Origin of the sequence: Corynebacterium sp. NML130628, assembly GCF_001875665.1 — a bacterium.
Taxonomy (GTDB): Bacteria; Actinomycetota; Actinomycetes; order Mycobacteriales; family Mycobacteriaceae; genus Corynebacterium.
Genome location: NZ_MLAL01000014.1, coordinates 1 through 22,706, shown reverse-complemented (window position 1 = coordinate 22,706; position 22,706 = coordinate 1). Strand labels below are relative to the sequence as shown.

The 22,706-nt window shown below is 64.7% G+C and carries 24 protein-coding genes and 1 tRNA gene; 11 read left to right on the top strand and 14 right to left on the bottom strand.

Going from position 1 to position 22,706, the window contains the following annotated elements:
• Nucleotides 1-3: 3 nt before the first annotated feature.
• Nucleotides 4-2,769 (top strand): ATP-dependent Clp protease ATP-binding subunit, encoded by a 2,766-nt coding sequence (locus tag BJP07_RS02335; protein ID WP_083584040.1) that lies wholly within the window; start codon nt 4-6, stop codon nt 2,767-2,769.
• Between the two features lie 127 nt (nt 2,770-2,896).
• Here the strand turns inward: BJP07_RS02335 and BJP07_RS02330 are convergent, their stop codons facing one another.
• Both BJP07_RS02330 and zupT read right to left on the bottom strand, forming a co-directional pair.
• Complete coding sequence (locus BJP07_RS02330; RefSeq protein ID WP_071565887.1) at nt 2,897-4,306, bottom strand: lipase family protein; 1,410 nt, start codon at nt 4,304-4,306, stop codon at nt 2,897-2,899.
• 41 nt (nt 4,307-4,347) lie between these two features.
• Complete coding sequence (zupT, locus tag BJP07_RS02325; RefSeq protein ID WP_071565886.1) at nt 4,348-5,115, bottom strand: zinc transporter ZupT; 768 nt, start codon at nt 5,113-5,115, stop codon at nt 4,348-4,350.
• 28 nt (nt 5,116-5,143) lie between these two features.
• Here zupT and BJP07_RS02320 point away from each other — a divergent pair, with 28 nt between their 5' ends.
• Nucleotides 5,144-5,314 (top strand): DUF4236 domain-containing protein, encoded by a 171-nt coding sequence (locus tag BJP07_RS02320; RefSeq protein ID WP_071565885.1) that lies wholly within the window; start codon nt 5,144-5,146, stop codon nt 5,312-5,314.
• Here the strand turns inward: BJP07_RS02320 and BJP07_RS02315 are convergent.
• Nucleotides 5,293-6,174, bottom strand: coding sequence for an A/G-specific adenine glycosylase (locus tag BJP07_RS02315; RefSeq protein WP_071565937.1), 882 nt, complete (start codon nt 6,172-6,174; stop codon nt 5,293-5,295). The genes BJP07_RS02320 and BJP07_RS02315 overlap by 22 nt on opposite strands.
• A 40-nt stretch (nt 6,175-6,214) precedes the next feature.
• Between BJP07_RS02315 and BJP07_RS02310 the strand changes: the two genes are divergently transcribed.
• Both BJP07_RS02310 and BJP07_RS02305 read left to right on the top strand, forming a co-directional pair.
• The gene (locus BJP07_RS02310) at nt 6,215-6,823 is read left to right on the top strand and encodes a carbonic anhydrase (RefSeq protein WP_071565884.1); all 609 of its coding nucleotides are present in this window, start codon (nt 6,215-6,217) and stop codon (nt 6,821-6,823) included.
• Between the two features lie 4 nt (nt 6,824-6,827).
• On the top strand, nt 6,828-7,511 hold the full coding sequence (locus BJP07_RS02305) for a hypothetical protein (protein WP_071565883.1): 684 nt from the start codon (nt 6,828-6,830) through the stop codon (nt 7,509-7,511).
• Here the strand turns inward: BJP07_RS02305 and disA are convergent.
• Genes disA through BJP07_RS02290 form a run of 3 tightly spaced genes read right to left on the bottom strand, consistent with a single transcriptional unit; the run spans nt 7,508 to nt 10,481 of the window.
• On the bottom strand, nt 7,508-8,554 hold the full coding sequence (disA, locus tag BJP07_RS02300) for a DNA integrity scanning diadenylate cyclase DisA (RefSeq protein ID WP_071565882.1): 1,047 nt from the start codon (nt 8,552-8,554) through the stop codon (nt 7,508-7,510). The two genes, BJP07_RS02305 and disA, sit on opposite strands and share 4 nt — an antisense overlap.
• Nucleotides 8,547-9,935, bottom strand: coding sequence for a DNA repair protein RadA (gene radA / locus BJP07_RS02295; RefSeq protein ID WP_071565881.1), 1,389 nt, complete (start codon nt 9,933-9,935; stop codon nt 8,547-8,549). The genes disA and radA overlap by 8 nt, the downstream gene beginning before the upstream one ends.
• Nucleotides 9,936-9,941: 6 nt before the next feature.
• Nucleotides 9,942-10,481 (bottom strand): hypothetical protein, encoded by a 540-nt coding sequence (locus BJP07_RS02290; RefSeq protein WP_071565880.1) that lies wholly within the window; start codon nt 10,479-10,481, stop codon nt 9,942-9,944.
• Nucleotides 10,482-10,691: 210 nt separating this feature from the next.
• On the opposite strand from BJP07_RS02290, the gene BJP07_RS02285 reads away from it, so the two are divergent.
• The 5 genes from BJP07_RS02285 to rlmB are packed head-to-tail and all read left to right on the top strand — an operon-like array spanning nt 10,692 to nt 14,868.
• Nucleotides 10,692-11,288: a CarD family transcriptional regulator gene (locus tag BJP07_RS02285; protein WP_070361918.1), complete on the top strand. Its 597-nt coding sequence runs from the start codon at nt 10,692-10,694 to the stop codon at nt 11,286-11,288.
• Nucleotides 11,289-11,302: 14 nt separating this feature from the next.
• On the top strand, nt 11,303-12,028 hold the full coding sequence (ispD, locus tag BJP07_RS02280) for a 2-C-methyl-D-erythritol 4-phosphate cytidylyltransferase (RefSeq protein ID WP_071565879.1): 726 nt from the start codon (nt 11,303-11,305) through the stop codon (nt 12,026-12,028).
• A 10-nt stretch (nt 12,029-12,038) separates the two neighbouring features.
• The gene (gene ispF, locus BJP07_RS02275) at nt 12,039-12,530 is read left to right on the top strand and encodes a 2-C-methyl-D-erythritol 2,4-cyclodiphosphate synthase (RefSeq protein WP_071565878.1); all 492 of its coding nucleotides are present in this window, start codon (nt 12,039-12,041) and stop codon (nt 12,528-12,530) included.
• A 5-nt stretch (nt 12,531-12,535) separates the two neighbouring features.
• Nucleotides 12,536-13,930 (top strand): cysteine--tRNA ligase, encoded by a 1,395-nt coding sequence (gene cysS / locus BJP07_RS02270; protein WP_071565877.1) that lies wholly within the window; start codon nt 12,536-12,538, stop codon nt 13,928-13,930.
• Complete coding sequence (gene rlmB, locus BJP07_RS02265; RefSeq protein WP_071565876.1) at nt 13,930-14,868, top strand: 23S rRNA (guanosine(2251)-2'-O)-methyltransferase RlmB; 939 nt, start codon at nt 13,930-13,932, stop codon at nt 14,866-14,868. The genes cysS and rlmB overlap by 1 nt, the downstream gene beginning before the upstream one ends.
• On the opposite strand, the gene BJP07_RS02260 is transcribed toward rlmB, so the two are convergent.
• The 8 genes from BJP07_RS02260 to BJP07_RS02225 are packed head-to-tail and all read right to left on the bottom strand — an operon-like array spanning nt 14,850 to nt 21,518.
• Nucleotides 14,850-15,662 carry a metal ABC transporter permease gene (locus BJP07_RS02260; protein ID WP_071565875.1) on the bottom strand — a complete coding sequence of 271 codons (813 nt, stop codon included), beginning with the start codon at nt 15,660-15,662 and terminating at the stop codon, nt 14,850-14,852. The genes rlmB and BJP07_RS02260 overlap by 19 nt on opposite strands.
• Nucleotides 15,663-16,343: a metal ABC transporter ATP-binding protein gene (locus tag BJP07_RS02255; protein WP_071565874.1), complete on the bottom strand. Its 681-nt coding sequence runs from the start codon at nt 16,341-16,343 to the stop codon at nt 15,663-15,665.
• Nucleotides 16,343-17,227 (bottom strand): metal ABC transporter solute-binding protein, Zn/Mn family, encoded by an 885-nt coding sequence (locus BJP07_RS02250; protein ID WP_255365903.1) that lies wholly within the window; start codon nt 17,225-17,227, stop codon nt 16,343-16,345. The genes BJP07_RS02255 and BJP07_RS02250 overlap by 1 nt, the downstream gene beginning before the upstream one ends.
• Nucleotides 17,228-17,260: 33 nt before the next feature.
• Nucleotides 17,261-17,944 carry a trehalose-phosphatase gene (locus BJP07_RS02245; protein ID WP_071565872.1) on the bottom strand — a complete coding sequence of 228 codons (684 nt, stop codon included), beginning with the start codon at nt 17,942-17,944 and terminating at the stop codon, nt 17,261-17,263.
• Nucleotides 17,941-18,345 (bottom strand): hypothetical protein, encoded by a 405-nt coding sequence (locus BJP07_RS02240; RefSeq protein ID WP_071565871.1) that lies wholly within the window; start codon nt 18,343-18,345, stop codon nt 17,941-17,943. Before BJP07_RS02240 ends, BJP07_RS02245 begins: the two co-directional genes overlap by 4 nt.
• Entirely contained in the window at nt 18,342-19,631 is a 1,290-nt protein-coding gene (locus BJP07_RS02235; protein WP_071565870.1) for a trehalose-6-phosphate synthase, read from the bottom strand. The genes BJP07_RS02240 and BJP07_RS02235 overlap by 4 nt, the downstream gene beginning before the upstream one ends.
• A 2-nt stretch (nt 19,632-19,633) precedes the next feature.
• Nucleotides 19,634-19,999, bottom strand: coding sequence for a hypothetical protein (locus BJP07_RS02230; protein WP_071565869.1), 366 nt, complete (start codon nt 19,997-19,999; stop codon nt 19,634-19,636).
• Nucleotides 20,000-20,054: 55 nt separating this feature from the next.
• On the bottom strand, nt 20,055-21,518 hold the full coding sequence (locus BJP07_RS02225; protein WP_255365902.1) for a threonine/serine exporter ThrE family protein: 1,464 nt from the start codon (nt 21,516-21,518) through the stop codon (nt 20,055-20,057).
• 45 nt (nt 21,519-21,563) lie between these two features.
• On the opposite strand from BJP07_RS02225, the gene BJP07_RS02220 reads away from it, so the two are divergent.
• Together BJP07_RS02220 and BJP07_RS02215 are read left to right on the top strand one after the other, a co-directional pair.
• Nucleotides 21,564-22,313, top strand: a complete 750-nt coding sequence (locus BJP07_RS02220) for a DUF364 domain-containing protein (RefSeq protein ID WP_071565868.1) — start codon at nt 21,564-21,566, stop codon at nt 22,311-22,313.
• Nucleotides 22,292-22,364: transfer RNA gene (locus BJP07_RS02215), tRNA-Thr, on the top strand. The genes BJP07_RS02220 and BJP07_RS02215 overlap by 22 nt, the downstream gene beginning before the upstream one ends.
• The last annotated feature ends 342 nt before the right edge of the window (nt 22,365-22,706 follow it).

Below are 22,706 nucleotides of genomic sequence, written 5' to 3'. Positions count from 1 at the left end.
CAGTTGTTTGAGAGGTTTACCGATAGGGCCCGCCGCGTCATCGTCTTAGCCCAGGACGAGGCGCGCGAGCTGAACCATAACTTCATGGGTACGGAGCACATCCTGCTCGGCCTTATTAAGGAGGGCGAAGGCGTCGCAGCAAAGGCGCTCGAGTCCATGGGTATCAATCTTGACGACGTCCGCTCCGAAGTCATCGAAATCATCGGGCATGGCACGCAGCCGGTCACGGACCAGATCCCATTTACCCCACGTGCCAAGAAGGTCCTGGAGCTCTCGCTGCGCGAGGGCCTGCAGATGGGACACAAGTACATCGGCACCGAGTTCCTGCTGCTCGGCCTCATCCGCGAGGGTGACGGCGTGGCGGCCCAGGTGCTGATTAAGCTCGGTGCGGACCTGCCGCGCGTGCGCCAGCAGGTGATCCAGCTGCTCTCCGGCTACGAGGGCGGCGAAGCACAGAACCCGGAGACCCCACAGGGCGGTGGCCCGGGCTTCGCTGGCGCCGGCCAGGGCCCCGGCATCATGGGCGGGCCGCGTCCGGGCCAGCAGGGCGAGCGTTCCAACTCGCTCGTGCTCGACCAGTTCGGCCGCAACCTCACCGCTGCGGCCCGCGAGGGCAAGCTCGACCCGGTGGTGGGCCGCGACAAGGAAATCGAGCGCATCATGCAGGTGCTCTCGCGCCGTACCAAGAACAACCCGGTGCTCATTGGTGAGCCGGGCGTCGGCAAGACTGCCGTCGTGGAGGGCCTCGCGCTCGACATCGCGAACGGCAACGTCCCCGAAACGCTCAAGGACAAGCAGGTCTACTCCCTGGACCTCGGCTCCCTGGTTGCAGGCTCACGCTACCGCGGTGACTTCGAGGAGCGCCTGAAGAAGGTACTCAAGGAGATCAACCAGCGCGGCGACATCATCCTGTTTATCGACGAAATCCACACCCTCGTCGGCGCCGGCGCTGCCGAAGGCGCAATCGACGCTGCCTCGCTGCTCAAGCCGAAGCTGGCGCGTGGCGAACTCCAGACCATCGGCGCGACCACACTCGACGAGTACCGCAAGCACATTGAGAAGGACGCCGCCCTCGAGCGTCGCTTCCAGCCCGTCCAGGTCGACGAGCCCTCCGTCGAGGACACCGTCACCATCCTGCGCGGCTTGCGCGACCGCTACGAGGCGCACCACCGCGTCTCCTACACCGACGATGCCCTCAAGGCAGCCGCCACCCTGGCGGACCGCTACATCAACGACCGCTTCCTGCCGGACAAAGCCGTCGACCTCCTCGACGAGGCCGGCGCCCGCATGCGCATCAAGCGCATGACCGCGCCCTCCGAACTGCGCGAAGTCGACGAGCGCATCGTCGACGTTCGCCGCGAAAAGGAAGCCGCCATCGACGCCCAAGACTTCGAAAAGGCAGCGGGCCTGCGCGACACCGAACGCAAGCTCAGTGAAGAGCGCAAGGAAAAGGAAAAGAAGTGGCGCTCCGACGACCTTGAGGAAATCGCCGAGGTCGGCGAAGACCAGATCGCCGACGTACTCGCGCACTGGACCGGCATCCCAGTCTTCAAACTCACCGAGTCCGAATCCTCGCGCCTGCTCAACATGGAGGCCGAGCTGCACAAGCGCATCATCGGCCAGGACGAAGCAGTCCGCGCCCTGTCGCGCTCCATCCGTCGCACCCGCGCCGGGCTCAAAGACCCGAAGCGCCCGTCCGGCTCCTTCATCTTCGCCGGCCCGTCCGGTGTTGGTAAGACCGAGCTCTCCAAGGCGCTTGCCGAGTTCCTTTTCGGCGACGAGGAGTCCCTCATCCAGGTCGACATGGGCGAGTTCCACGACCGCTTCACCGCCTCCCGCCTGTTCGGTGCCCCTCCGGGGTACGTCGGCTACGAGGAGGGCGGCCAGCTCACCGAGAAGGTGCGCCGCAAACCGTTCTCCGTCGTCCTCTTCGACGAGATCGAAAAGGCACACAAGGAGATTTACAACACGCTGCTGCAGGTCCTGGAAGAAGGGCACGTCACTGACGGCCAGGGGCGCATGGTGGACTTCAAGAACACCGTGCTCATCTTCACCTCCAACCTGGGCACCGGCGACATCTCCAAGCCGGTCGGCCTCGGCTTCACCGGTAGCACCGCTACCGACGCCGATGCCCAGTACGAGCGCATGAAGAACAAGGTCCACGACGAGCTGAAGAAGCACTTCCGACCAGAGTTCCTCAACCGCATCGACGAGATCGTCGTCTTCCGTCAGCTGTCGCAGGAAGAAATCGTGCAGATGGTGGACCTGCTCATCAGCCGAGTGGACACCAACCTGGCTGCGCAGGACATGGGCATCGAACTCACCGAGAAGGCCAAGAACCTCCTGGCGATCCGCGGCTTCGATCCCGTACTCGGCGCACGTCCGCTGCGTCGCACCATCCAGCGCGAGATCGAGGATATGCTCTCGGAGAAGATCCTCTTCGGCGAAATCGGTGCCGGCGAGATCATCACCGTCGACGTCGAAGGCTGGGACGGCGACATCGAGGCAGCCCGCAACACCCGCGGCAAGGCAGCACCGGAGGCAACCTTCACGTTCACTCCACGCCCACGCCCGCTGCCAGCGGAAACTTTCGGCGAGGAAGCAGCCGCTGAGGAACCTGCGGAGCAGGCAGTCAGGGACATCGCCCCTTCGGAGGGCGCCCCTGAGACCGAGGGCTCCCAGTTCCCGGACGAGCGTGCCGACGGCGAGCCTGGCCCCGACGCGGGCCCGGACTCCGACGCCGACGGCCGTGGCCCGGAACCGGTCTAAACAGTAGGTTGGAAAGCCGCACCCTTTGGGTGCGGCTTTCTTTTTGCCAGCGTTTGCTTCGGCTACGCACCAAATTCCATCACGGGCGATCGGCGACCTGGGGAAACGCAAAGCCCGATTCGGGAAATCAAGGGATTTGGTGCGCGGGCTTCGCAATCTGCGACCACACCAAAGCTAGGTTCGGTAGGCCGGAGCCAACGAGCCAGGTGCCCAAGCCCACGGCAGCAAGCACGCTAACGATGCCGACCAAAACCGCGTCCGCGATTGCGCCTGTGTACTGGTAGTTCGCGGCGACGTTGATGGAGGTGTCGCCGGGGATGTTGCAGGTCGGGGTGAAGACTGGACCGTTTGGGTCGAAGCGTTCATCGAGCCAGGTGATGACGTTGGAGGTCTCGAGGACGATCGGTAGGGCGTGGCCGGCCCCGACGAGGTTGGCGAAGGGGGTGGTGGAGGACCCGGAAGCAAGCGGCATAGACCGGGTGCCCGGGATGCCGACGCTGCGGTACTCGACGGGTGAGCCGAGTGCGCAGTAGTCCCGCGCGAGCTGAGTCGCCTGTCGGGCTGGGACCATGTCGTCATCGGGGTTGGTCAGCACCAGGGTCGGGACTTTGGTGGGGACGCGGCCGAGCTTGTTCTGGTCGAGGCGGGCACGCAGCACGGGGTTGTCGTGGGCGAGTTCGGCCAGGTTAACGCCTCGTTTCGTGTAGGCCTTGAACTCCTTGGGGGCGATGCGCATTGCGTCGAGGAGGCAAGCCTTCGACAAAGCGTCGAGCGTAGCGACGCCCTTTTCGTTGAGCTCGGCGTAGAGCGCTTCGCGGAAGTCGGGGTAGGTGGAGGAGTAGGAGACGGCGGCGAAACCGGCGACAGGGCTGATCAGCGGGCCGCGTGATTGTTCGAGCACGGCGAGTGGGTCGGCGGGTGGGGCGCCGACGAAGGCTGCGACGACGTTGAGTTCGGGGGCGTAGTCGGCGACGAGTTCCGCTGCTGCGGCGGAGGCGCCGCCTCCTTGGGAGTAGCCCCAGAAGGCAACCTTTTCTCCGTCGTGGGCGGCGAAGCGGGCGGCGTCGATGACGGCGTGGCCTTGGTCGACGCGGTTGAGGTAGGTGTGGGTGCCCGGGGTGCCGAGGCCGACGTAGTCGGTGACGATGACGCGGTAGCCGGCGTCGACAAGCATGTGGGCCATGGGGCGCTCGTAGTCGATGCTGAGGGAGACCCCGGTATCGGAGGACAGCAGCGCGGTGTTGTTGCTGGGTGCGCAGTGGTCGGCCATGCCGCGGGTGCCTGGGGCGATGACGACGAGGCCCTTCGCATTAGCGCGGTCGTAGAGGGTGGCGGTGACTGGCGCGAGTGCGCCGGATTCGGTGGTGGTTTCGTAGCGCACGACTTTTGGCGCAGGGCGGAATGCAGATTTGATGGCGGACGAGCCGACCGCGGCCACGGAGCTCAGTGGGTCGAGGGAGCTGGCGGTGGCGGCGGGGGCGAGGGGAGCGGCGGTCGCGAGGACGCACAGTGCAGAAAGTGTAGACCGAATGTGCATAGTCGGGCATTCTAATCGACGCCCTCCTCAGCACACAGCGCTTAGGGCAGCAGCATGAGGCTGACAGCCATCACTGCCATGCCACCCATCACCCCGTAGACACTGAAGTGATGGTGTCCCGTCGCAATCGCGTTCGGCAGCAGCTTGTCAAAGCTAATAAACACCATGATCCCCGCGATGACCGCGAAGGAGAGTCCCATCGTCGTCGGGCCCATAAATGGTGCGAGGATGAGGAAGCCGACGAGCGCGCCGAGCGGTTCCGCGAGCCCCGAAAGGGTGGCCCACCCGGCCGCCCACCAGCGCCTGCCCGTCGCCTCCCGCAACGGAACCGCCACCGCGATGCCCTCCGGGATGTTGTGCAGGGCGATGGCGACGGCGATCGGGATAGCCAGGTAGGGGTCGGCGAGCGCGGACATGAAGGTGGCGAAGCCTTCGGGGAAGTTGTGCAGCGCAATCGCCACGCCGGTGATGACGCCCGCGCGCCGCATGGCTTGGGCGCGTTTGTCCTCGTCGCCCTGGATACTTTCGTGCGGGTTGATGTCGTGGGGCACCAGCTTGTCGATCACCGCGATCAGCGCCACGCCAGCAAAGAAACCGAGGATGGCGCGCCCCTGGTCGAGCGCCTCAATCCCGGCGGGCAGCAGCTCTGCGAGCGAAACGTAGACCATCACGCCCGCGGAGAACCCCAAGCTGCCCGCCAAGAACTTGTCGCTAATCGAGGACTTGAGTGCAACTACAACCCCGCCGATGCCGGTGGAAATACCGGCCAATAGGGTCATCGCGAAGGCAATCAACACGCTCGAGGTCATGCGGACAGTCTATGTGTAGTCTGAGCGCATGGGAATTTATTATCGCAAGAAGCACAAGGTGAGTAAGAACTCGTGGCTGAACTTCTCCAAGTCTGGTGCTTCGGCCTCCACGAAGGTCGGCCCTGTCACGTTCAACTCGCGCGGCGGTGTGTGGGTGAAGCTGCCCGGTGGGTTTAACTACCGCGGCAGGTGGAAGTAACCCGACTCGTCTTGCACGGCGAGGCCGTCCTCAAGCAGCGAAAATAGCGCGCGGGAGCGTTGCGCCGCATCCGGCCACACCACGTCAATGTCGCGCTGCGGCACGGGCGCCGACGCCCCACGCAGCACCCGCATGATCTTGCCGCGCACCTGCCGGTCGGTGCCCGCAAAGCGCTGTGTCTTCTTCTTGCGCTGCTCCTCCGCGCTCGGCTCAGGCTTGCCCGCGGCGACCCACGCGCAGTGACGCACCGGGCACGCCCCGCAGTCCGGGTTGGTAGCGGTGCATACTAGAGCGCCGAGCTCCATCAGGCCGACCGAAAACGTCGGACCGTCCCACTCCGAATCGTCGGCGGGCAGCAGCGCCGCCACCTCCTGAAGCTCCGCCTTGCGCGGATGCGCCACCGGCCTGCCTCGCTCGGCGCGCGCGACCACCCGGCGCACGTTCGTGTCCACCACCGGCACGTTTTCCCCATACGCGAAGCAGGCCACGGCGCGCGCCGTGTAGTCGCCGATACCGGGTAGGGCTAGCAGGTCGTCGACGTTGCGGGGCACGTCACCCGCGTGACGCTCGGTGATCACCCGCGCGCACTCGAGCAGGCGCAGGGCGCGGCGCGGGTAGCCGAGGCTGCCCCAGGCGCGCAGGACCTCGTCGGTACCGGCGGCGGCGAAGGCCTCCGGGGTGGGCCAGCGCCGCATCCACTCCTCCCAAATGGGGGCGACGCGCGCCACCTGCGTCTGATGGCTCATCACCTCGCTGAGCAGCACGCCCCACGCGCTGGTGTCGGGCGCGCGCCACGGCAGCTCGCGCGCGTGAGCGCGGTACCACGGGATAATTTCGGCAGGGTGAAGGTTTGTTTGCATTTCGGCCACATCCTGTTTCATCTCTGCCAAAATATAGCCTATGAGTACATCGATGACGCCTCGTGAGGTGTGGGAACTCCTCAAGGCAGGAAATGAACGTTTCGTCGCAAGCCAGGAGACGCACCCGCACCGCGACCGTCTCTGGCGCGAACAGCTCCGGGATGGCCAGAACCCCATCGCCGCCGTCGTCGCCTGCTCGGACTCGCGGGTTCCGGTTGAGCTACTTTTCGACGTCGGCTTCGGCGACATTTTCGTGATCCGCACCGCGGGCGGCTGCGTCGACGCTGCTGTGTCCGCCTCCGTTGAGTACGCGGTGGAAGGCCTCAACGTGCCCCTGGTGATGTTCTTGTCCCACGAGTCCTGTGGCGCGGTCGGTACGGCGCTGCACGCAGTGGAGACCGCCGAGATCCCCGACGGCTTGGTCCGCGTATTTGTTGAGAAGATTGTGCCGTCGGTGCTCGAGGCGCCTTCGCGCAACCCGAAGGATGTGGAGGTTACGCACGCGAACCTGAGCGCACAGCACCTCATTGAGCGGGTGCCCGTGCTTGCCGAGCGCCTTGAGAAGGGCACCCTCGGTGTCGTCGCGGCACGCTACCAACTTGCCGATGGCGAGGTTCACCCGACCATGGAAACCTTCGGTATAAAGTAAGGGCATGACTAACCAGCGCCCGCTTCCGCCCGAGATCTACCGTCGCCGCCGAGTTGCGGCGCTCGTTGCATTATTGGTGATCGTGGTGCTCCTGGTGTGGGGGTTGAGCGCCATGGCCCGCTCAGGCGGCGGTGGCGCCGACGTATCGACGTCCACTTCGCCCACCACCACGCCCGTCACGGAGCCGACGGTGCCGGAGCCGGGCGCGGCCACGTCGAGCGCGTCCGAAACGGCGAAGGAAAGCGCATCCGGTGAGCCGACATCGTCGGCTGAGCACACGGAGGCGGCCCCGTCCGGCACCTGTGAGCTGAAGGATTTGCGTGTGGTGGCGTCGACAAACCAGCCGTCGTACGCGGTGGGTGAGCAGCCGGTGTTCTACATGGAGGTGCAGAACCCGACGGATGCGGACTGCGTCATCGACCTCGACGCTAATATCATGCGCTTCGAGGTCTACGACATGGCCACGAACAGCCGCGTGTGGTCCGACGTCGACTGCTTCGACCCTGTCTTTGCTGGCCAGGAGACCTTCCCGCGCGACTCGAAGCGTGGTTTTGAGGCCCGCTGGTCGGGCACCAGCTCCCAGCCGAACGTGTGCGCCGACCGTCAGCCCGTGCCGGCCGGGTCTTATTACCTGCACACCGTGATCGGCGACAACGCCTCCGACGCGGTCCCGTTCAACCTGACCTAGCTGAGGCGGCGCAGCCCTTCGTAGATATGGCGCGCCCACAGGCTGGTCACGTGGTCGGCAGAGCTTAAATCCTCCGGCTGCGCCTCCAAAATGGCGGGCAGCGTGCCGAAGACGGCCACGATCTGGTCCATCAAGAATTTCTGCACGCGAGGCACGCGCGCAAGCGCCCGGTAGCCGCGCGGTGTAAGCGCCTGCACCAGGTTCTCCTCGTTCGCGGGCAGCCCGAGTTGGCGCGCCAGCGTTGTCGTGTTCAGCAGCTCCGAATCCGGCAGGGTGTCCAAGGCCTCCAGGGCCTGGTGGACTTGCTCGTCCGTGGGCACGGTGGTCGTTGCGATGTAGTCACGCACCAGCATCTCCACGTCGTGGGCGTTGGTGCCCTCCAGCTCGGAAAGCTGCAGGCTGAGCTGGCGGGCGTCGACACCCAACTCCACGATGCTCAGCTCCAGGTCGGTGACGGCGCGTTCGAGCATCAGCTGGCGCTGCAGCACGTTGAGCGCGTCGGCGACGGTGGCGTAGTTGTTCATCTCCGCCACGAACAGGCGGTGATTCGATATGTCGAGGCGTTGACGGTAGCGCTCCACGGTGGACAGCGCTTGGTTCGCCCGACCCATCAGGACCGCTGGCTCCTCCAAGCGGTGACGCCGCCCACCCGCATACACCGTCACCGTATTCATCGACGCCGACACCGAAATCACCGGCCTGCCGGTCTGCAGCGCGGTGCGTTCCGCGGAGCGGTGGCGGGTGCCGGACTCACTGGTGGGGAAGTGTGGACTGGGTACGAGCTGCACGTTGGCGCGGGTGATGCGGGAACCGTCGGCGGAAAGAACGACGGCACCGTCCATTTTGCACAGCTCGCGCAGCAGCGGTGGCTGGAAGGGGACGTCGAAGGCGATGCCGCCGTCGCAAATCTCGACGATCTCCGTGCCGTCGCCGAGGACGATGAGGCCACCAGTGTGGCCGCGTTGGATCCGCTCAAGGCCATCGCGAAGTGCGGTGCCGGGGGCGAGGCGCTCAAGGGCGGCGCGCATCGTGTCATCACTCATGCTGTGCAAGTGTAGCGATAGCCTGGCCAACCGTGGCCACCTGCTCAATACGCAGGCCCGGAACCTGCAGAGACTCGCCTGACGGCACGATCGCATGCTCGTAGCCCAGGCGCGCCGCCTCCTGCAGTCGGCGCCCCAGGTTCGGCACGCGCCGGATCTCACCGGCCAGCCCGACTTCCCCAATCACCACCGTCTTCGGTGGCAGCGGCGTCTCGTGCAGGCTCGACCACGTGGCCAACGCCACCGCCAGGTCAGTGGCGGTCTCCGTGATGCGCACCCCGCCCACGGTTGCCACGTAGGCGTCCTTATCGTTCGTGCGCTGCCCACAGCGCGCCTGCAGGACAGCCAGCACCATCGGCACGCGGTTACCGTCCAGGCCTGTGACGACGCGCCGGGGCGACTTGTTCACCGGGTCAACGGTGAGCGCCTGCACCTCCGCGAGCATGGGGCGCACCCCATCCATCGCGACGGTCACGGCAGAACCATCCGGGGTGCGGCCACGGTGGGAAAGGAACAGCCCGGACGGGTCGGGTACCTCCCGGATGCCCTCCGCAGTCTGCTCGAAGCAGCCGACCTCATCAGTCGCGCCGAAGCGGTTCTTCATACCGCGCAGCATCCGCAGGCTCGATTGTCGGTCGCCTTCGAAGTTCAGCACCACGTCCACCAGGTGCTCCAGCACGCGCGGGCCCGCCACGTTGCCGTCTTTGGTCACGTGGCCCACCAGCAGGATTGGCAGGTGAGTCGTCTTGGCCAGGGTGGTCAGCGCCGCCGTGACCGCGCGGGACTGCGCAACGCCTCCCGGCACGCCCTCCACGCCCGGGGCGTGCATCGTCTGCACCGAGTCCACGATGAGCAGGGAAGGCTTGATCTGCTCCACGTGCCCGAACACGATGTCCAGGTTGGACTCGGCCGCCAGGTAGAGGCGCTCGCGTAACGCGCCGGTACGCTCGGCGCGCCCGCGGACCTGCCCGGCCGATTCCTCGGCGGTGACGTAGAGCGCCTTGCGCCCGTCGATCGCCGCCCAGCGCGAGGCCACCTCAAGCAGCAGCGTCGACTTACCGACGCCCGGCTCACCCGCCATGAGCACCACCGAGCCAGGCACCACGCCACTGCCCAACACTCGGTCTAGTTCGCCGATGCCGGAACGCACCGTTTTTGTCGCGGCGGCGTCGATAGTCGTGATTGGGCGCGCAGGTGTTTGCGGTGTGAGCGCGGCAGCACGCGGCGCGCTCGAGACCCCCGTCGCGCGGGTGGCAGAAACCACCGGCGCGGATTCTTGCAATGTCCCCCAGGAGCCGCATTCAGGGCAGCGGCCGAGCCACTTAGGAGACGAGTATCCACACTCGGAACAGGTGTGGATTACCCTAGGCTTCTTCGCCATAGAGCCTTACTTGATCAGGTCGCGGTGGACCTGGCCGGAAGGCAGCAGTGGTGCGGAAACAGGTGCGTCCACCTCGAGGGTGCCGGTGTCGAACGTAAAGGTCACAGGCACGGTACCGCCGTATGCGAAGCTGTCATTCGGCAGGGCGGTGCGGATGTACTCGATGCAGTTCTTACCGTCATCCTGTGGCATGCGGTCAAGACCTGCTGCGGAGTCGCCGACGAGCACGCAGTTGTACGCGATCTCCTTCGAGGAATCGATGCTGACCGGGGTGCCGTCAACAGAAACGGAGCGCAGCGAGTGCGACGTCATCGACGTGTCCTGGTTCAGGGCGCTGAACTTCAGTGCGGCGGAGCCAGCTTCGTCGAGGACGAGGGTGACGTCCTGTATGGCCAGCTCGCCGTTCTCGGTTTCGACGTTGGTGCCGTCAACTGCAGCCACCTGGTCAGAGGTCTGAGTGATTTGGCCTGCGGAGCATCCGGCCATGAGCAGTGCGGTTGCGAGTGCGAAAACCGGCTTCAGGGACTTCACGTGGGTGTCCTCCATCGTTCTTGTTTCACATATATGTTTCTCCGCACAACCCTAGCGCCTGGACCTAGACTTTTCACAGTTTCATCACACGCTCCAGGCCTCGGCGCTACGGGTGGGGTTAAACTTTAGTTGAGTTCGGCGCTTCGACGGTGTGCCTCCCCGTAACGGCCCGTAATGGTAGGGTGGTGAGGTTACTGAGCCGGTTGTCATCCTCAAGGAGTGTTCATGGAATTCAAAGTCGGAGAAGTGGTTGTCTATCCGCATCACGGTGCGGCACGCATCGCCGACATCGAGCAGCGCGAAATTGGCGGAGAAACGCTCGACTTTCTCGTACTGCAAATCCTCCAGTCGGACCTTGAGGTCCGCGTTCCTGTAAAGAACACCGAGCTTGTCGGTGTCCGCGACGTTGTGGGCAAGGAGGGCCTGGAGAAGGTCTTCTCGGTGCTGCGCGAAACCGACGTCGAGGAGGCCGGCAACTGGTCTCGCCGCTACAAGGCAAACCAGGAGCGCCTCGCTTCCGGCGACATTAATAAGGTGGCGGAGGTTGTCCGCGACCTGTGGCGCCGTGACCAGGGCAAGGGCCTGTCCGCAGGTGAGAAGCGCATGCTGGGCAAGGCGCGCCAGATCCTTGTCGGTGAGCTCGCGCTGGCGGAGCCTGTCGACGAGAAGAAGGTCGAGGAGCTGGAAGAGGGCGTCCGCAAGATCATCGAGGAGCAGGTCAAGGCTGGCATTTCCTTCGCGCCTGACGTGGTGGTTGAGGACGAGGATGACATCGACCTGGATGACCTCAGCTTCGACGACGACGAGGACGACGAGAAGTAGCGGGACTTTAGTACATGTCTCGCAGGGTAGTGGCGGTCGTCGCCGCGGCCGGCAAAGGTACGCGGCTCGGGGCGAGCGTGCCGAAGGCGTTTGTGCCGCTGCGCGGCCGCAGCCTGCTGGAGCGCTCGGTGACCGCGATGGAGACTGCCGAGGTGGTGGATTCGATCATCGTGGTGGTCAGCCCCGAGATGGAGGAGATCGCGCGCACCACGCTGCGCGGTCACGACGTCCGCTTCGTGCACGGGGGTGCGGAGCGCGCCGACTCTATCTACGAAGGCCTGAAGGCGATTGAGTACGAGGACGCCTGCGTGCTCATTCACGACGCCGCCCGGGCACTGACTCCACCCGGCATGATCGCACGCGTTGCCCGCGCTGTGCTCGAAGGGGCTGACGCGGTGGTGCCGGTGCTGCCGGTCGTCGATACCATCAAGGAGATTGACGCGGCTGGGCGCGTCGTGGGCACCCCGGACCGTGCCACCCTGCGGGCGGTGCAAACGCCGCAGGGGTTTGACCTGCGCTCCTTGCGTGCCGCGAACCGCGCCTACTTTGAGGGGGCGCCGGACTTCGTCGCCACGGATGACGCGAGCCTGATGGAGTGGTTCGGCGTGGACGTGCACACGGTGCAGGGGGACCCGATGGCGTTTAAGATCACCACGCCGATCGATATGCGCCTGGCGCAGAGCATTACGGACGAGGCGGAGCCGACCATTTTCGAGGTGCCGTCGGGTGGGACGCGGTAGGCTTGCGCGCATGACGTCGCACACAGATTTTCCACAGTTCAGGGTCGGTACCGCGTTTGATGCGCACCAGATCGAGGCCGGGAAGCCGTGCTGGATCGCGGGTATTCTCCATGAGGGCCAAGATGGGTGCGAGGGGCACTCGGACGGCGACGTTGTCAGCCACGCGGTGGTGGACGCCGTGCTTTCGGCGACCGGGCTGGGTGACCTGGGTTCCTTCGTCGGCGTTGGTAGGCCGGAGTACGACGGGGTGCAGGGCACGCAGCTGCTCAAGGAGCTGCGTGGGCTGCTCGCGCAGCACGGCCACCAGGTGATCAACGTGTCGGTGCAGATGATCGGGCAGACCCCGAAGATGGGCCCGGTGCGCGAGGAAGCGCAGCGCGTGCTCTCGGAGGCGCTCGGCGCCCCGGTGTCGGTGTCGGCGACCACGACGGACCATATGGGTTTTACCGGTTCGGGTGAGGGGCGCGCTGCCGTCGCTACTGCGCTGGTTGCACTAAGCTAAGGGCCGTGACTGCCGAGACCCAACAGATTTTTGACACCGCGACGCGCACGCTGCGTCCATTCCGCCCGCTGCGTGAGGGACACGTTTCCATTTACTTGTGCGGGGCCACGCCACAGTCCGCACCGCATATCGGGCACTTGCGTTCGGGGGTGGCGTTCGACATTGTGCGCCGCTGGTTCGCAGCCAAAGGCTACGACGTCGCCTTCGTGCGCAACGTCACCGACATTGATGACAAGATTCTCACCAAGGCCGCCGAGCACAATCGCCCCTGGTGGGAGTGGGTCAGCACGTACGAGCGCGAGTTCACGCGCGCCTACAACACGCTCGGTGTGTTGCCGCCGTCCGTCGAGCCGCGCGCTACGGGCCATGTCACCCAGATGGTCGACTACATGCAGCGACTTATCGACGCCGGCTTCGCCTACGCCTCCGAAGGCTCCGTCTACTTCGACGTGGCTGCTTGGACGAAGGCGAGCGACGACTACGGTTCCCTGTCCGGTAACCGTGTCGAGGAGATGAACCAAGGCGAGAGCGACGTGCATGGCAAGCGTGGCAGCCACGATTTCGCGCTGTGGAAGGCGGCGAAGCCGGGTGAGCCGAGCTGGCCGACCCCCTGGGGCGACGGTCGACCTGGCTGGCACCTGGAGTGCTCCGCAATGTCCACCTGGTACCTGGGTGCCGAGTTCGATATCCACGGCGGTGGCCTGGACCTGCAGTTCCCGCACCACGAGAATGAGCAGGCGCAATCGCACGCCGCCGGCGACGGCTTCGCCCAGTACTGGATGCACAACCACTGGGTGACCATGGCGGGTGAGAAGATGTCGAAGTCGCTGGGTAACGTGCTGAGCATCGACAACATGCTGGACGCGGTGCGCCCGGTGGAGCTGCGTTACTACCTGGGGTCTGCGCACTACCGCAGCGTGCTGGAGTACTCGCCGGAGGCGCTGCAGGAGGCCGCGGCGGGGTACCGCCGCATCGAGGACTTCGTGCACCGGGCCGGAACGCCCGACCCGAGCACCTGGACCGAAGGCTTCGCTGAGGCGCTTGACGACGACTTCTCCGTCCCCCGCGCGCTCGCTGAGATCCATAACGTGGTCCGCGAAGGCAACAAGGCGCTCGCCGCGCACGACGCTGCCCGGGCTGCCGAGTTGGCTGCTCAGGTGCGTGCAATGGCCGCTGTGTTGGGTGTGGACCCCTGCGTGTGGGACGATGGGGCGTCGAAAAATAATGGAGTAACTGAGGCACTTGATGTGCTGGTCGGTACCGAGCTTGAGCGCCGTGCCACCGCGCGTGCCGAGAAGGACTGGGCCGTGGCCGATGCCGTACGTGACCGCCTTGCCGCCGCAGGCATCGAGGTCACCGACACCGCCGATGGCGCGCAGTGGCAACTGAAGGAGAACTAATGGCCAAGCCATACCACCGCCCCGATAAGCAGAAGAAGAACAAGAAGACCGCCACGAAGGGCTCGGGCGGGCAGCGCCGACGCGGGCTGCGCGGCAAGGGCGCGACCCCTAAGGCCGAGGACCGCGTCTACCACGCGGCGCACAAGCGCAAGCTGGAGCGCAAGCGCCGCGACCAGGGCCGCCACGAGCGCGAGCTGCCGGACATGGTGGTGGGTCGCAACCCCGTCGTGGAGTGCTTGCACGCAAAAGTCCCCGCCGAGGCGCTGTTCGTGGCGCGCGGCACCGGGCACGACGACCGCCTCAGCGAGGCCGCCACCCTGGCGAACTCCCGCAACATCCCCGTACAGGAAGTGGAGCGCCGCGAGCTGGACACGATGACCGGCAACGGCATGCACCAGGGCATCGGGCTGAAGATCCAGCCGTACAAGTACGCCGACGTCTTCGACCTGATCGCGGGCGTGGCGGACCGCGGGGAGACCGGCATGTTCGTCATCCTTGACAACATCACCGACCCGCGCAATCTCGGCGCGGTGATCCGCTCGACGGCCGCGTTCGGCGGCCACGGCGTGATCATCCCGGAGCGCCGCTCCGCGCAGGTGACGGGCGTGGCGTGGCGCACCTCGGCGGGCACGGCGGCGCGACTGCCCGTCGCGCGGGTGACCAACGTGACCCGTACTGTCAAGCAGTTCAAGGACAACGGCTACATGGTCGTGGGCCTCGACGCTGGCGGCGAGCACACCCTGGATACCTTCGACGGCGCCACCGACCCGGTGGTCATCGTTGTCGGTTCGGAGGGCAAGGGCATTTCCAGGCTCGTACGGGAAAACTGCGACGTGATCATGTCGGTCCCCACCACCGAGTGGGTGGAGTCCCTGAACGCCTCCGTCGCGGCTGGCGTGGTGCTCAGTGAGTTCGCGCGTCAGCGCCGCGTGAAGTAGCCCACCGCCCGGCACGCGAGGTAGATGGCGAAGGACACGAACGCCACCATCACACTCACCGGCAGGCCGGGCGCCAGCGAAAGCAGCATGCCGCCCACGGCTGCGAGCTCCGCAAAGCACACCGACCACGCCACCGCCGCCGCGGGACGCGCCGTAATGGCCACCGCGGACGCGCCGGGCGTGATCAGCAGCGCCATCACCAGCAGCACACCCACGATCTGGACGGTCTGGGCGGCGGCCATTCCGAGCAGGATGGCGAACAGGGTGGCCAGTACCTTCACGCGTACCCCGCTCGCGGCCGCCATCTCCGGGTCCACGGACGCGAACAGCAGCGGGCGCCACAGCACCATGACCGCCACAACGACCAGCAGCGTGGTGGCCGTCAGCACCCCGAGATTTTCCTTGCTCACCCCAACGACTTGGCCTGTCAGCAGCGCCATCGCCGTGGTGGAGTTGCCGGGGTAGAGGTGGATGCACAGCACGGAAATGCCCATCCCGAAGCTCATCACCACGCCGACGGAGGAGTCAGTGTCGCTGCGAAGCCCCAGCAGGACGAGCACGATCGCCGCCATGATTGACCCGACGACGGCCCCCAGGCTCAGGTTCAGGCCTGTCACGAGGGCAATCGCCGCGCCCATCAGCGCCAGTTCAGAGGTGGCGTGCACCGCGAATGACATTTTCCGCATCACGATCAGTGGCGCGATCACCCCGGAAAGCACGCCCAGCAACGCGCAGGCGATCAGCGCAATGATCACGAAATCGAACCCGAGCAGGTACTGCGTTTGCTCCAGCATTTACAGGATCACCGTCTTTCCACCTACGCGCACGACCTCCACCGGGGCGCCGTACAGCTCACTGAGTACCTCGGAACGCAGCACCTCGTCGGCACTGCCGACCACGTGCCCGTTCGGCCCCAGGTAGAGCACCTTGTCCACGATGTCGATCACTGGGTCGATGGAGTGCGTCACCATCACCACCGCGACGTTGGCGGCGTGTAGTCGGGACACGAAGTCGCGCTGTCGCGCCACGTCGAGGGAGAGTAGGGGCTCGTCGGCCAGGATGAGCTCCGGCTGCTTCGCAAAGGCCTGCGCCTGCCGCACCAGCTGCTGCTGACCACCCGACAGGGTGCCCACGCGGGCGTCGGCAAGGTGCAGCGCACCAACACTTTCCAACAGCTTATCGACGTCCCCCTTCCTCGGCCGGCGCAGCGGCCGGTGCTCAAGCGATAGCGACACCAGGTCGCGCACCCGCACTGGTAGCTCGGGCGCGAACATGCGCTGCTGCGGGATAAACCCGATGTTCTTTGGCGCCGTGATGGTGCCCGAGCTGAGTTTGCGAGTGCCCAGGATCGTGCCGAGCAAGGTGGACTTGCCGCTGCCGTTCGGGCCCAGCACAGCAACAAATTCCCCCGCGGCGACATCCATGTTGATGTCGTGCCACAGGGGATCGCAGGAAGCGTTGGTCAGGTGCAGCATTAGAGCTCGTCAAGTGCCTTTGCAAAGTAGTCGAAGAAGTTCTCGCCGTTTGGCGGGGTCTCGTAGATATCGACGACCTTGACGTTGTTGGCCTTCGCCACCTCGACCAGCTTGTCAGAGACACCGTTCGGGCTTTGCGGGTTGTGAATCAGGATGTCGATCTCACCGGACTCCAGGGCTGCGATGAACTCGGCGAGCGCCGCCGAGGACGGCTCCGAGTGGTTCAGCGTCGCGTGGCGGAAGGACTCAGGCGTGACGTCTTCCAGCGCGGACTCCTCGATGATGGCGTCGGCAATTGGGTGCGTCTGCGCCACACGGGCTTCATGCAGGGAGTCCAGCTTCGCTTGCAGCTGCGCAAGTTTTCCGTCGAGCGTGTCCGTCGAGCCGTCGGTGCGCTGCGCGAGGTCCGCGCCCACCTTCGCGATCGCCTCGGTGGAGTACCAGATGTGCTCGTTCTCCTCGTGAGCATGGTCATGGCCCTCGTGGCCGTGCTCATCGTGTGCGGAGTCGTGGTCGTGGTCATGGTCGTGCGCCTCCGCCAGCGGTAGCGCAGACACGACGTTCGCAGCCTCGGCCGCGCCGTAGATGCGGGCGTCGTAGGCGCCGCCGTTGGCCACCACGAGCACCGCCTTCGCTACCTGGGCAAGGTCGGCGGCTGTCGGCTCGTAGTCGTGCGGATCTACCGAGGTGTTCGCGATGATCGCCGGGACCTCCTGGCCCGTGACCAAGCTCGCGACGTCCGCCCACACCTGGGTGGTGGCCACGATCTGGCCGTCGTCAGACGCGGGAGCGTTGGCGGCTTCAGGTGAGGTGTCGGTGCTGCTGCAGGCGCTCAACGCGAGCGTCGATGCTGCAAGGATGCCAAAGAAACGTCGTGAAAACATGGGCGCCATTCTACGCGGTATTGAAAATGAATATCAACAGCGTGCGTCGGCGAGCTGCCTTAAGAACGCCGCCATCCCATCCACGCCGGCGACGTCAATGCCCACCTTGATGCCAACATCCGCAGGCCCCAGCACCGCCAGCGCCGAGTCATCGGTGACGTCATCGCCCGCGAAGAGCGTCGCAGCAAAGCGCTGCTTGTGGGCCCTTAGCCACGAGCCTTTCGATACGTCCACCGCAGAAAACTCCACCACGTTGTTACCCGGCGTGACAGGACGAGGCGTCGCAATCCGCAGGGCCTCCGCCAGCATGCGCTCACGCAACGCCGCATCCTCCACGGGCGCGACGTGCAGTACCCGCTGGTACGGCTTGACCTCCACGTAGGCCGGCGGCACCGCGATCGTCTCTAGCTGCTGCCCAATCGCATCTAGGTACGCGACATCCTCCGACGTAAGCTCCGGTCCAGGCTCAGCGCCGTGCGAGCCCACCAACACCACCGGGTCCCCCAGTGGGAACACCCTGCGCAGGCCCTCCAGATGGCGGCCGGACAGCATCGCCACCTCCGTGCCGGGGGCGTGCGCCAGCCGCGCAATCGCGTCCAGCGCCACCGGGTGCGGCTTCACCGCGTAGGGGTCCGGGTTCAGCTCGCTGATCGTGCCGTCGAAATCGAGACAGACGAGGAGCGAAGGGGCCGTCGACAAGTAGTCGATGGAACTCACAACATCATCACCCTCACGCTCGGCTCGTTCACGTCCTCGCCGTCGAGCGTGAGCACCTTCTCAGTGTCACTGACATTGTTGATGTGGAACGTGGCCTCCGGCACCACCACCGACGCCAGCTGGTCATGCGTGTAGCGGGCAGCACCCTCGCAGCCAGCGGGATCGGGGAAGGAAATCTCGTGAATAGCGAGTGTGTCTTCAGTAACCGTGACCTCGCCTTCGACCTTGCCGCAACCCGTCGAACCGGTCAGCTTCGAACCATCGATGCTCACATTCGCCCGATCAGGCAAATCCCCCGGAGTGTCCGGCGACGTGTACACAGCAACGACCTGCCACACCGGAGGCGCAGGCGCACACGCCGCCAACCCCAGGGCTGCACCCGCAACAAGCAGACGCTTCATCGCGCAACCTCCTGCAAAAACTCCGCGGCCCACCGGTGCACATCGTGCCCCATCACCCGCGCATACATCCGGCGCATCCGCGCCGGGTCCGGGTCAAGCGCCTCACGCATCGCCCGAAGTATCGACGCCCCCTCGAAGGGATTACACAAATAGGCATCATGCAGCTCCACCGCAGCACCGGCGAACTCGGACAGCACCAACGCACCATCGCCGTTCGGGTGGCAGGCCACATACTCCTTCGCCACTAGGTTCATGCCGTCCTTAAACGGCGTCACCAACATCACGTCCGCCGCCGCGTAGAACGTGCCCAGCTCCTGCTTCGATACACCCCGGTGCATGTAGTGGATCACCGGGCGGCCCACCGAACCAAAACGGCCATTAATCCGGCCCACCGCCTCTTCGACTTGGCGGCGGGTCTCGCGGTAGTGCTCGATACGCTCGCGCGACGGGGTGGCTAGCTGGATCAAGGTGGCGTCGACACCCTCCTCAAGGAGCTGCTCGAACGCGAGCAAACGCTGCAGGATGCCCTTCGTGTAATCCATGCGGTCAACACCCAACATCAGCGCTGTCGGGTTACCTACCGACGCCCGCAGCTTCGCCACCGCCTCCGGCGAACCAACCTGCACCGCCGCCGGATCAATCGAGATCGGGAACGTGCCACTGCGCGGACTGTGCTCGTTGTCGTTGTCGCCCACGAGCGCGCGGAAATTCCGCTCATCCGCCTCACGCTGGAACCCCACGAGGTCACAGCCGTGCAAGCCATCGATGAGTACCTCGCGCCACGGAAGCTGACGGAACAAGTCCGGGGAGGGGAAAGGGATATGCAGGAAAAACCCGATGGTCAGATCGGGGCGCATCTCGCGCAACAGACCCGGCACCAACTGCAGCTGATAATCCTGCACCCACACCGTCGCGCCCTGCGCCGCCACCTTGGCAGCCGCGCGCGCGAACCGGACGTTCACGTCGCGGTAGCGCTGCCACCACTGCTCGTGGTACTGCGGCGGCACAATCAGGTCGTGGTAGAGCGGCCACAACGTCGAATTGGAAAAACCCTCGTAGAACTCCTCGTAGTCCTGAGCATCCAGCGTCACCGGGTACAGGTCAATGCCGTCGAAAGTAAACGGCTCAACCGGTTCATCGACAGCGCCGGACCACCCCACCCAGCAACCAGCGCGCGCCCGCAACACCGGGGCGAGCGCGGCCACGAGCCCGCCGGGTGACGCCTTCCACCCGCCCTCGACGCGGTCGACAGGCAGGCGGTTTGCCACCACTACGAACTCATTCACAACTACGACTTCTTCTTTACAGTCTTCTTTTTCGTGGCCTTCTTCTTTGTTGCTTTCTTCTTGGTGGCCTTTTTCTTTGTGGCCTTCTTCTTAGAAGCCTTCTTCTTGGTGGCTTTCTTTTTCTTCGTGGCCTTTTTCTTGGTGGCCTTCTTCGGCTCGTCCTCTTCCTCGGTGCCAAGGACTTCCTCTGCGTACTTCTTGTATACGAAGCCCTGTGGCTCGACGCCGAGCATGGACATCAAGGTCACGCCATCAAAAAAGTCCTCGGCGTAGGTAGCAACAATCCTGCGAGCACCAGATGCTGTCTGCTCCTCGAGGGCGTGGAGCGCCTCGGGCGAGGGGCGAGAGTCGGTGATCTTGGGTGGCACTACGGGTTCCTCCTTGTATGACGCGCATTACTAGCACAACGATTCTACGCCAATACTAGTGGCGAAGCCCGCCAGGGGGCCTCCGACGGCGGATTTGCTGGAACGTAAAACGCCCCGCCCGCTTGAAGGCGTCGTATGGAATGTAGTGCTGCGGGGACCGCAGGCGGCGTGCCACCCACTCGCCAAACACCACACCACCGGCCAGCGCCATGCAGGTCCCGACCGCCATGAACAGGTTCGTCAGCCCCACCACGATCTGCTCGTTCATCATTGCGTACATGCCGCGGTACACACCCGAACCGGGCAGGAACGGGGTCACGCCGGCCACCGCCGTGATCACCGGGTTGATCAGGAAACGTCGGGCAATCAAACCACCCGCCAGCCCCACGACGAAGGCCAGCGCCGCAGTCGCCATCAAAGCGCCTGAACCGAGCGGGATCAAAAACAGGTAGTACATACTCGAACCGGCCGCGGCAGTAAACGCCGACACCACCACGGCGGGGCGCTCCGCAAAACACGTCACCGCAAACGCCGCCGACGCCAACGTACTACCCGCAATACGCGCCGCCGCACCACTAAACGTCGGTGTACCGAGCATCGTTTCCAACGGCGGCAGGCCTAGGCCCATCATCTCCCACACGTTCAAACCAATCGCGACACCAGCTACAATGCCGCCCGTGAACAGTAGTGTCTGGAAGAAGCGCGCCGAGGCCGTCACCGGCGAGCCCGTCACCCCGTCCAGTAGCGACTGCACCAGCGTTAACCCCGCCAACAGGACCACGATGCCGACCGCGATCACCTGGCTCGGCACGATCGTCCTGCCGATCAACGGCGCGAACTCGTAGAACAACGCCGCCGGGATCGTCGTCAAGAAACCGCCGATGGCGCAGTGGAAGAAGTAGGGCAGCGAGTTGCGCGACAGGATCTTGTTGAATCCCATGATCAGAAACGACGTCAGCCCACCGATCGCCGACATGAACAAGTCCCCGCCCAGCAAAATCGCGACGGCGGCACCCATCACGAGCCAGCCCGCCAAGTAGCGCGTATTGCGCCACGGGATGGGGGAGTTATCAATATCGTCGAGGATGTTCTCCGCAAGCTCCGGTGGCGTCGCACCCGAACGAATCGACCGAATCAACCGGTCAGCTTCCTGCAGCTTATGGTAGTTCTCGCTCATCATCGTGACCACGCGGAACACATTGACCGGTGTGCGCTTATGCACACCAATAATCGTGTTGATCATGATCGTGTTCACCGTGATGTCCACATGGCAGTAGTGCAGACCATACGACGACGTCACTGTGTGAATCTGCGCAATCGCATCCGAAGACGTCGTGCCGTTCGCGATCAGGATCTCCCCAATACGCGCAGCAATATTCATCACCCCGGCCACCTGCGCGGTATCCGTCAGGTCAATTGGGGCGAGCACGGACGGCGGCGGTGACGTTCGCGCCGCGTCAATCGTTGCCACATGTTGGCGTGACCCGCGGACAAACTCCCACAGCGAATTCAAGTTCACGTACTCGACCCTAGCAAGGTACTCCGACACACCTAGAATGGCCACATGACCTGGCAACTCTACGACCAACTTATCGACGCCACCCCGACCTCCATTACCGTCACCGACTTCGGCATCGCACCCCACTGGGCATGGCTCCGCACCTCCGATGGGCACGTCGGCATCGCCGCCGTCTACCCCGGCGATGGCCGCCCGGTCCTTTCCGACTCTCCAATCGGTCGCCCCCTTGTCGACGCCGCCTCCATGCTCAAATCGTGGAACCTCGCCGAAGCCGGCGTCGGCCTCGCCGCCATCAACGCCTGGGTCAACCGCGATACGTCCCACTTCACAGACGCCCCGGACGCGTTCGTCGCCTACGCCTCGCGTTACGCTGGCAAACGTGTAGGCGTCGTCGGGCACTTCCCGGGACTGGAGCGCACCCTCCGCGACGTCGCCGACCTCTACGTATTCGAGCGTGTCCAGCGCCCCGGCGACTACCCCGACTCCGCCTTCGAGTACCTCGCCCCAGATCTCGACGCCGTATTCATCACCGCCTCCGCCCTCGTGAATAAAACGATGCCACGCCTCTTGGAACTCGCCTCCGGGATGGACACCATCATCGTCGGCCCATCAACCCCAATGACACCCATCCTTTTCGACGCCGGCGCCACCACCCTCTCCGGCTTCATCTCCACCAACCCGACCGGTCTCCTCGGTACGCTGAAGGGCATCGGTGGAGGTAGGAAGTGGGATTTCGGTAAACGGGTGAACGTTAGTGTAGACTCTTCAGCGCTGCTAGAGTGGCGCAATTGGTAGCGCAACGCACTTGTAATGCGTAGGTTGCGAGTTCAAGTCTCGTCTCTAGCTCTGAATAACACCCCCTACTCGGGAAAACGGGTAGGGGGTGCTTGCGTTGGTGTATTGGCTACGCACCAAATTCCTCCTCGAGGGACCGCCACCTGGTGTTTTGTCTTGGCTGTTTTCTGAAACCAAGGAATTTGGTGTCACCGGCGTTCGCGCTAGTGACAATGGACGCAATACTGCCGTCCGATTCCAACAAAAGCCCAGGTCGCAAAAAATGTCGTTCGGTGTCAAGTGGTTGTGGACTGGAATCATGGTTAACAATGCATCATCAACGCACACGGCGTCGGCGCGGTCTTACTTGTTGTGCGGATAATCGTGACTTTCTCAGGCAACCCAGTCGGTGTT

Coding starts and splice junctions, on each gene's coding strand:
- BJP07_RS02220 (WP_071565868.1), top strand. CDS start 21,564: ATGACCTGGCAACTCTACGACCAACTTATCGACGCCACCCCGACCTCC.
- BJP07_RS02260 (WP_071565875.1), bottom strand. CDS start 15,662: ATGCTGGAGCAAACGCAGTACCTGCTCGGGTTCGATTTCGTGATCATT.
- zupT (WP_071565886.1), bottom strand. CDS start 5,115: ATGACCTCGAGCGTGTTGATTGCCTTCGCGATGACCCTATTGGCCGGT.
- BJP07_RS02320 (WP_071565885.1), top strand. CDS start 5,144: ATGGGAATTTATTATCGCAAGAAGCACAAGGTGAGTAAGAACTCGTGG.
- BJP07_RS02285 (WP_070361918.1), top strand. CDS start 10,692: ATGGAATTCAAAGTCGGAGAAGTGGTTGTCTATCCGCATCACGGTGCG.
- BJP07_RS02250 (WP_255365903.1), bottom strand. CDS start 17,227: ATGTTTTCACGACGTTTCTTTGGCATCCTTGCAGCATCGACGCTCGCG.
- BJP07_RS02290 (WP_071565880.1), bottom strand. CDS start 10,481: ATGGAGGACACCCACGTGAAGTCCCTGAAGCCGGTTTTCGCACTCGCA.
- ispF (WP_071565878.1), top strand. CDS start 12,039: ATGACGTCGCACACAGATTTTCCACAGTTCAGGGTCGGTACCGCGTTT.
- BJP07_RS02305 (WP_071565883.1), top strand. CDS start 6,828: ATGACTAACCAGCGCCCGCTTCCGCCCGAGATCTACCGTCGCCGCCGA.
- disA (WP_071565882.1), bottom strand. CDS start 8,554: ATGAGTGATGACACGATGCGCGCCGCCCTTGAGCGCCTCGCCCCCGGC.
- BJP07_RS02240 (WP_071565871.1), bottom strand. CDS start 18,345: ATGAAGCGTCTGCTTGTTGCGGGTGCAGCCCTGGGGTTGGCGGCGTGT.
- BJP07_RS02255 (WP_071565874.1), bottom strand. CDS start 16,343: ATGCTGCACCTGACCAACGCTTCCTGCGATCCCCTGTGGCACGACATC.
- BJP07_RS02330 (WP_071565887.1), bottom strand. CDS start 4,306: ATGCACATTCGGTCTACACTTTCTGCACTGTGCGTCCTCGCGACCGCC.
- ispD (WP_071565879.1), top strand. CDS start 11,303: ATGTCTCGCAGGGTAGTGGCGGTCGTCGCCGCGGCCGGCAAAGGTACG.
- radA (WP_071565881.1), bottom strand. CDS start 9,935: ATGGCGAAGAAGCCTAGGGTAATCCACACCTGTTCCGAGTGTGGATAC.
- BJP07_RS02310 (WP_071565884.1), top strand. CDS start 6,215: ATGAGTACATCGATGACGCCTCGTGAGGTGTGGGAACTCCTCAAGGCA.
- BJP07_RS02315 (WP_071565937.1), bottom strand. CDS start 6,174: ATGCAAACAAACCTTCACCCTGCCGAAATTATCCCGTGGTACCGCGCT.
- rlmB (WP_071565876.1), top strand. CDS start 13,930: ATGGCCAAGCCATACCACCGCCCCGATAAGCAGAAGAAGAACAAGAAG.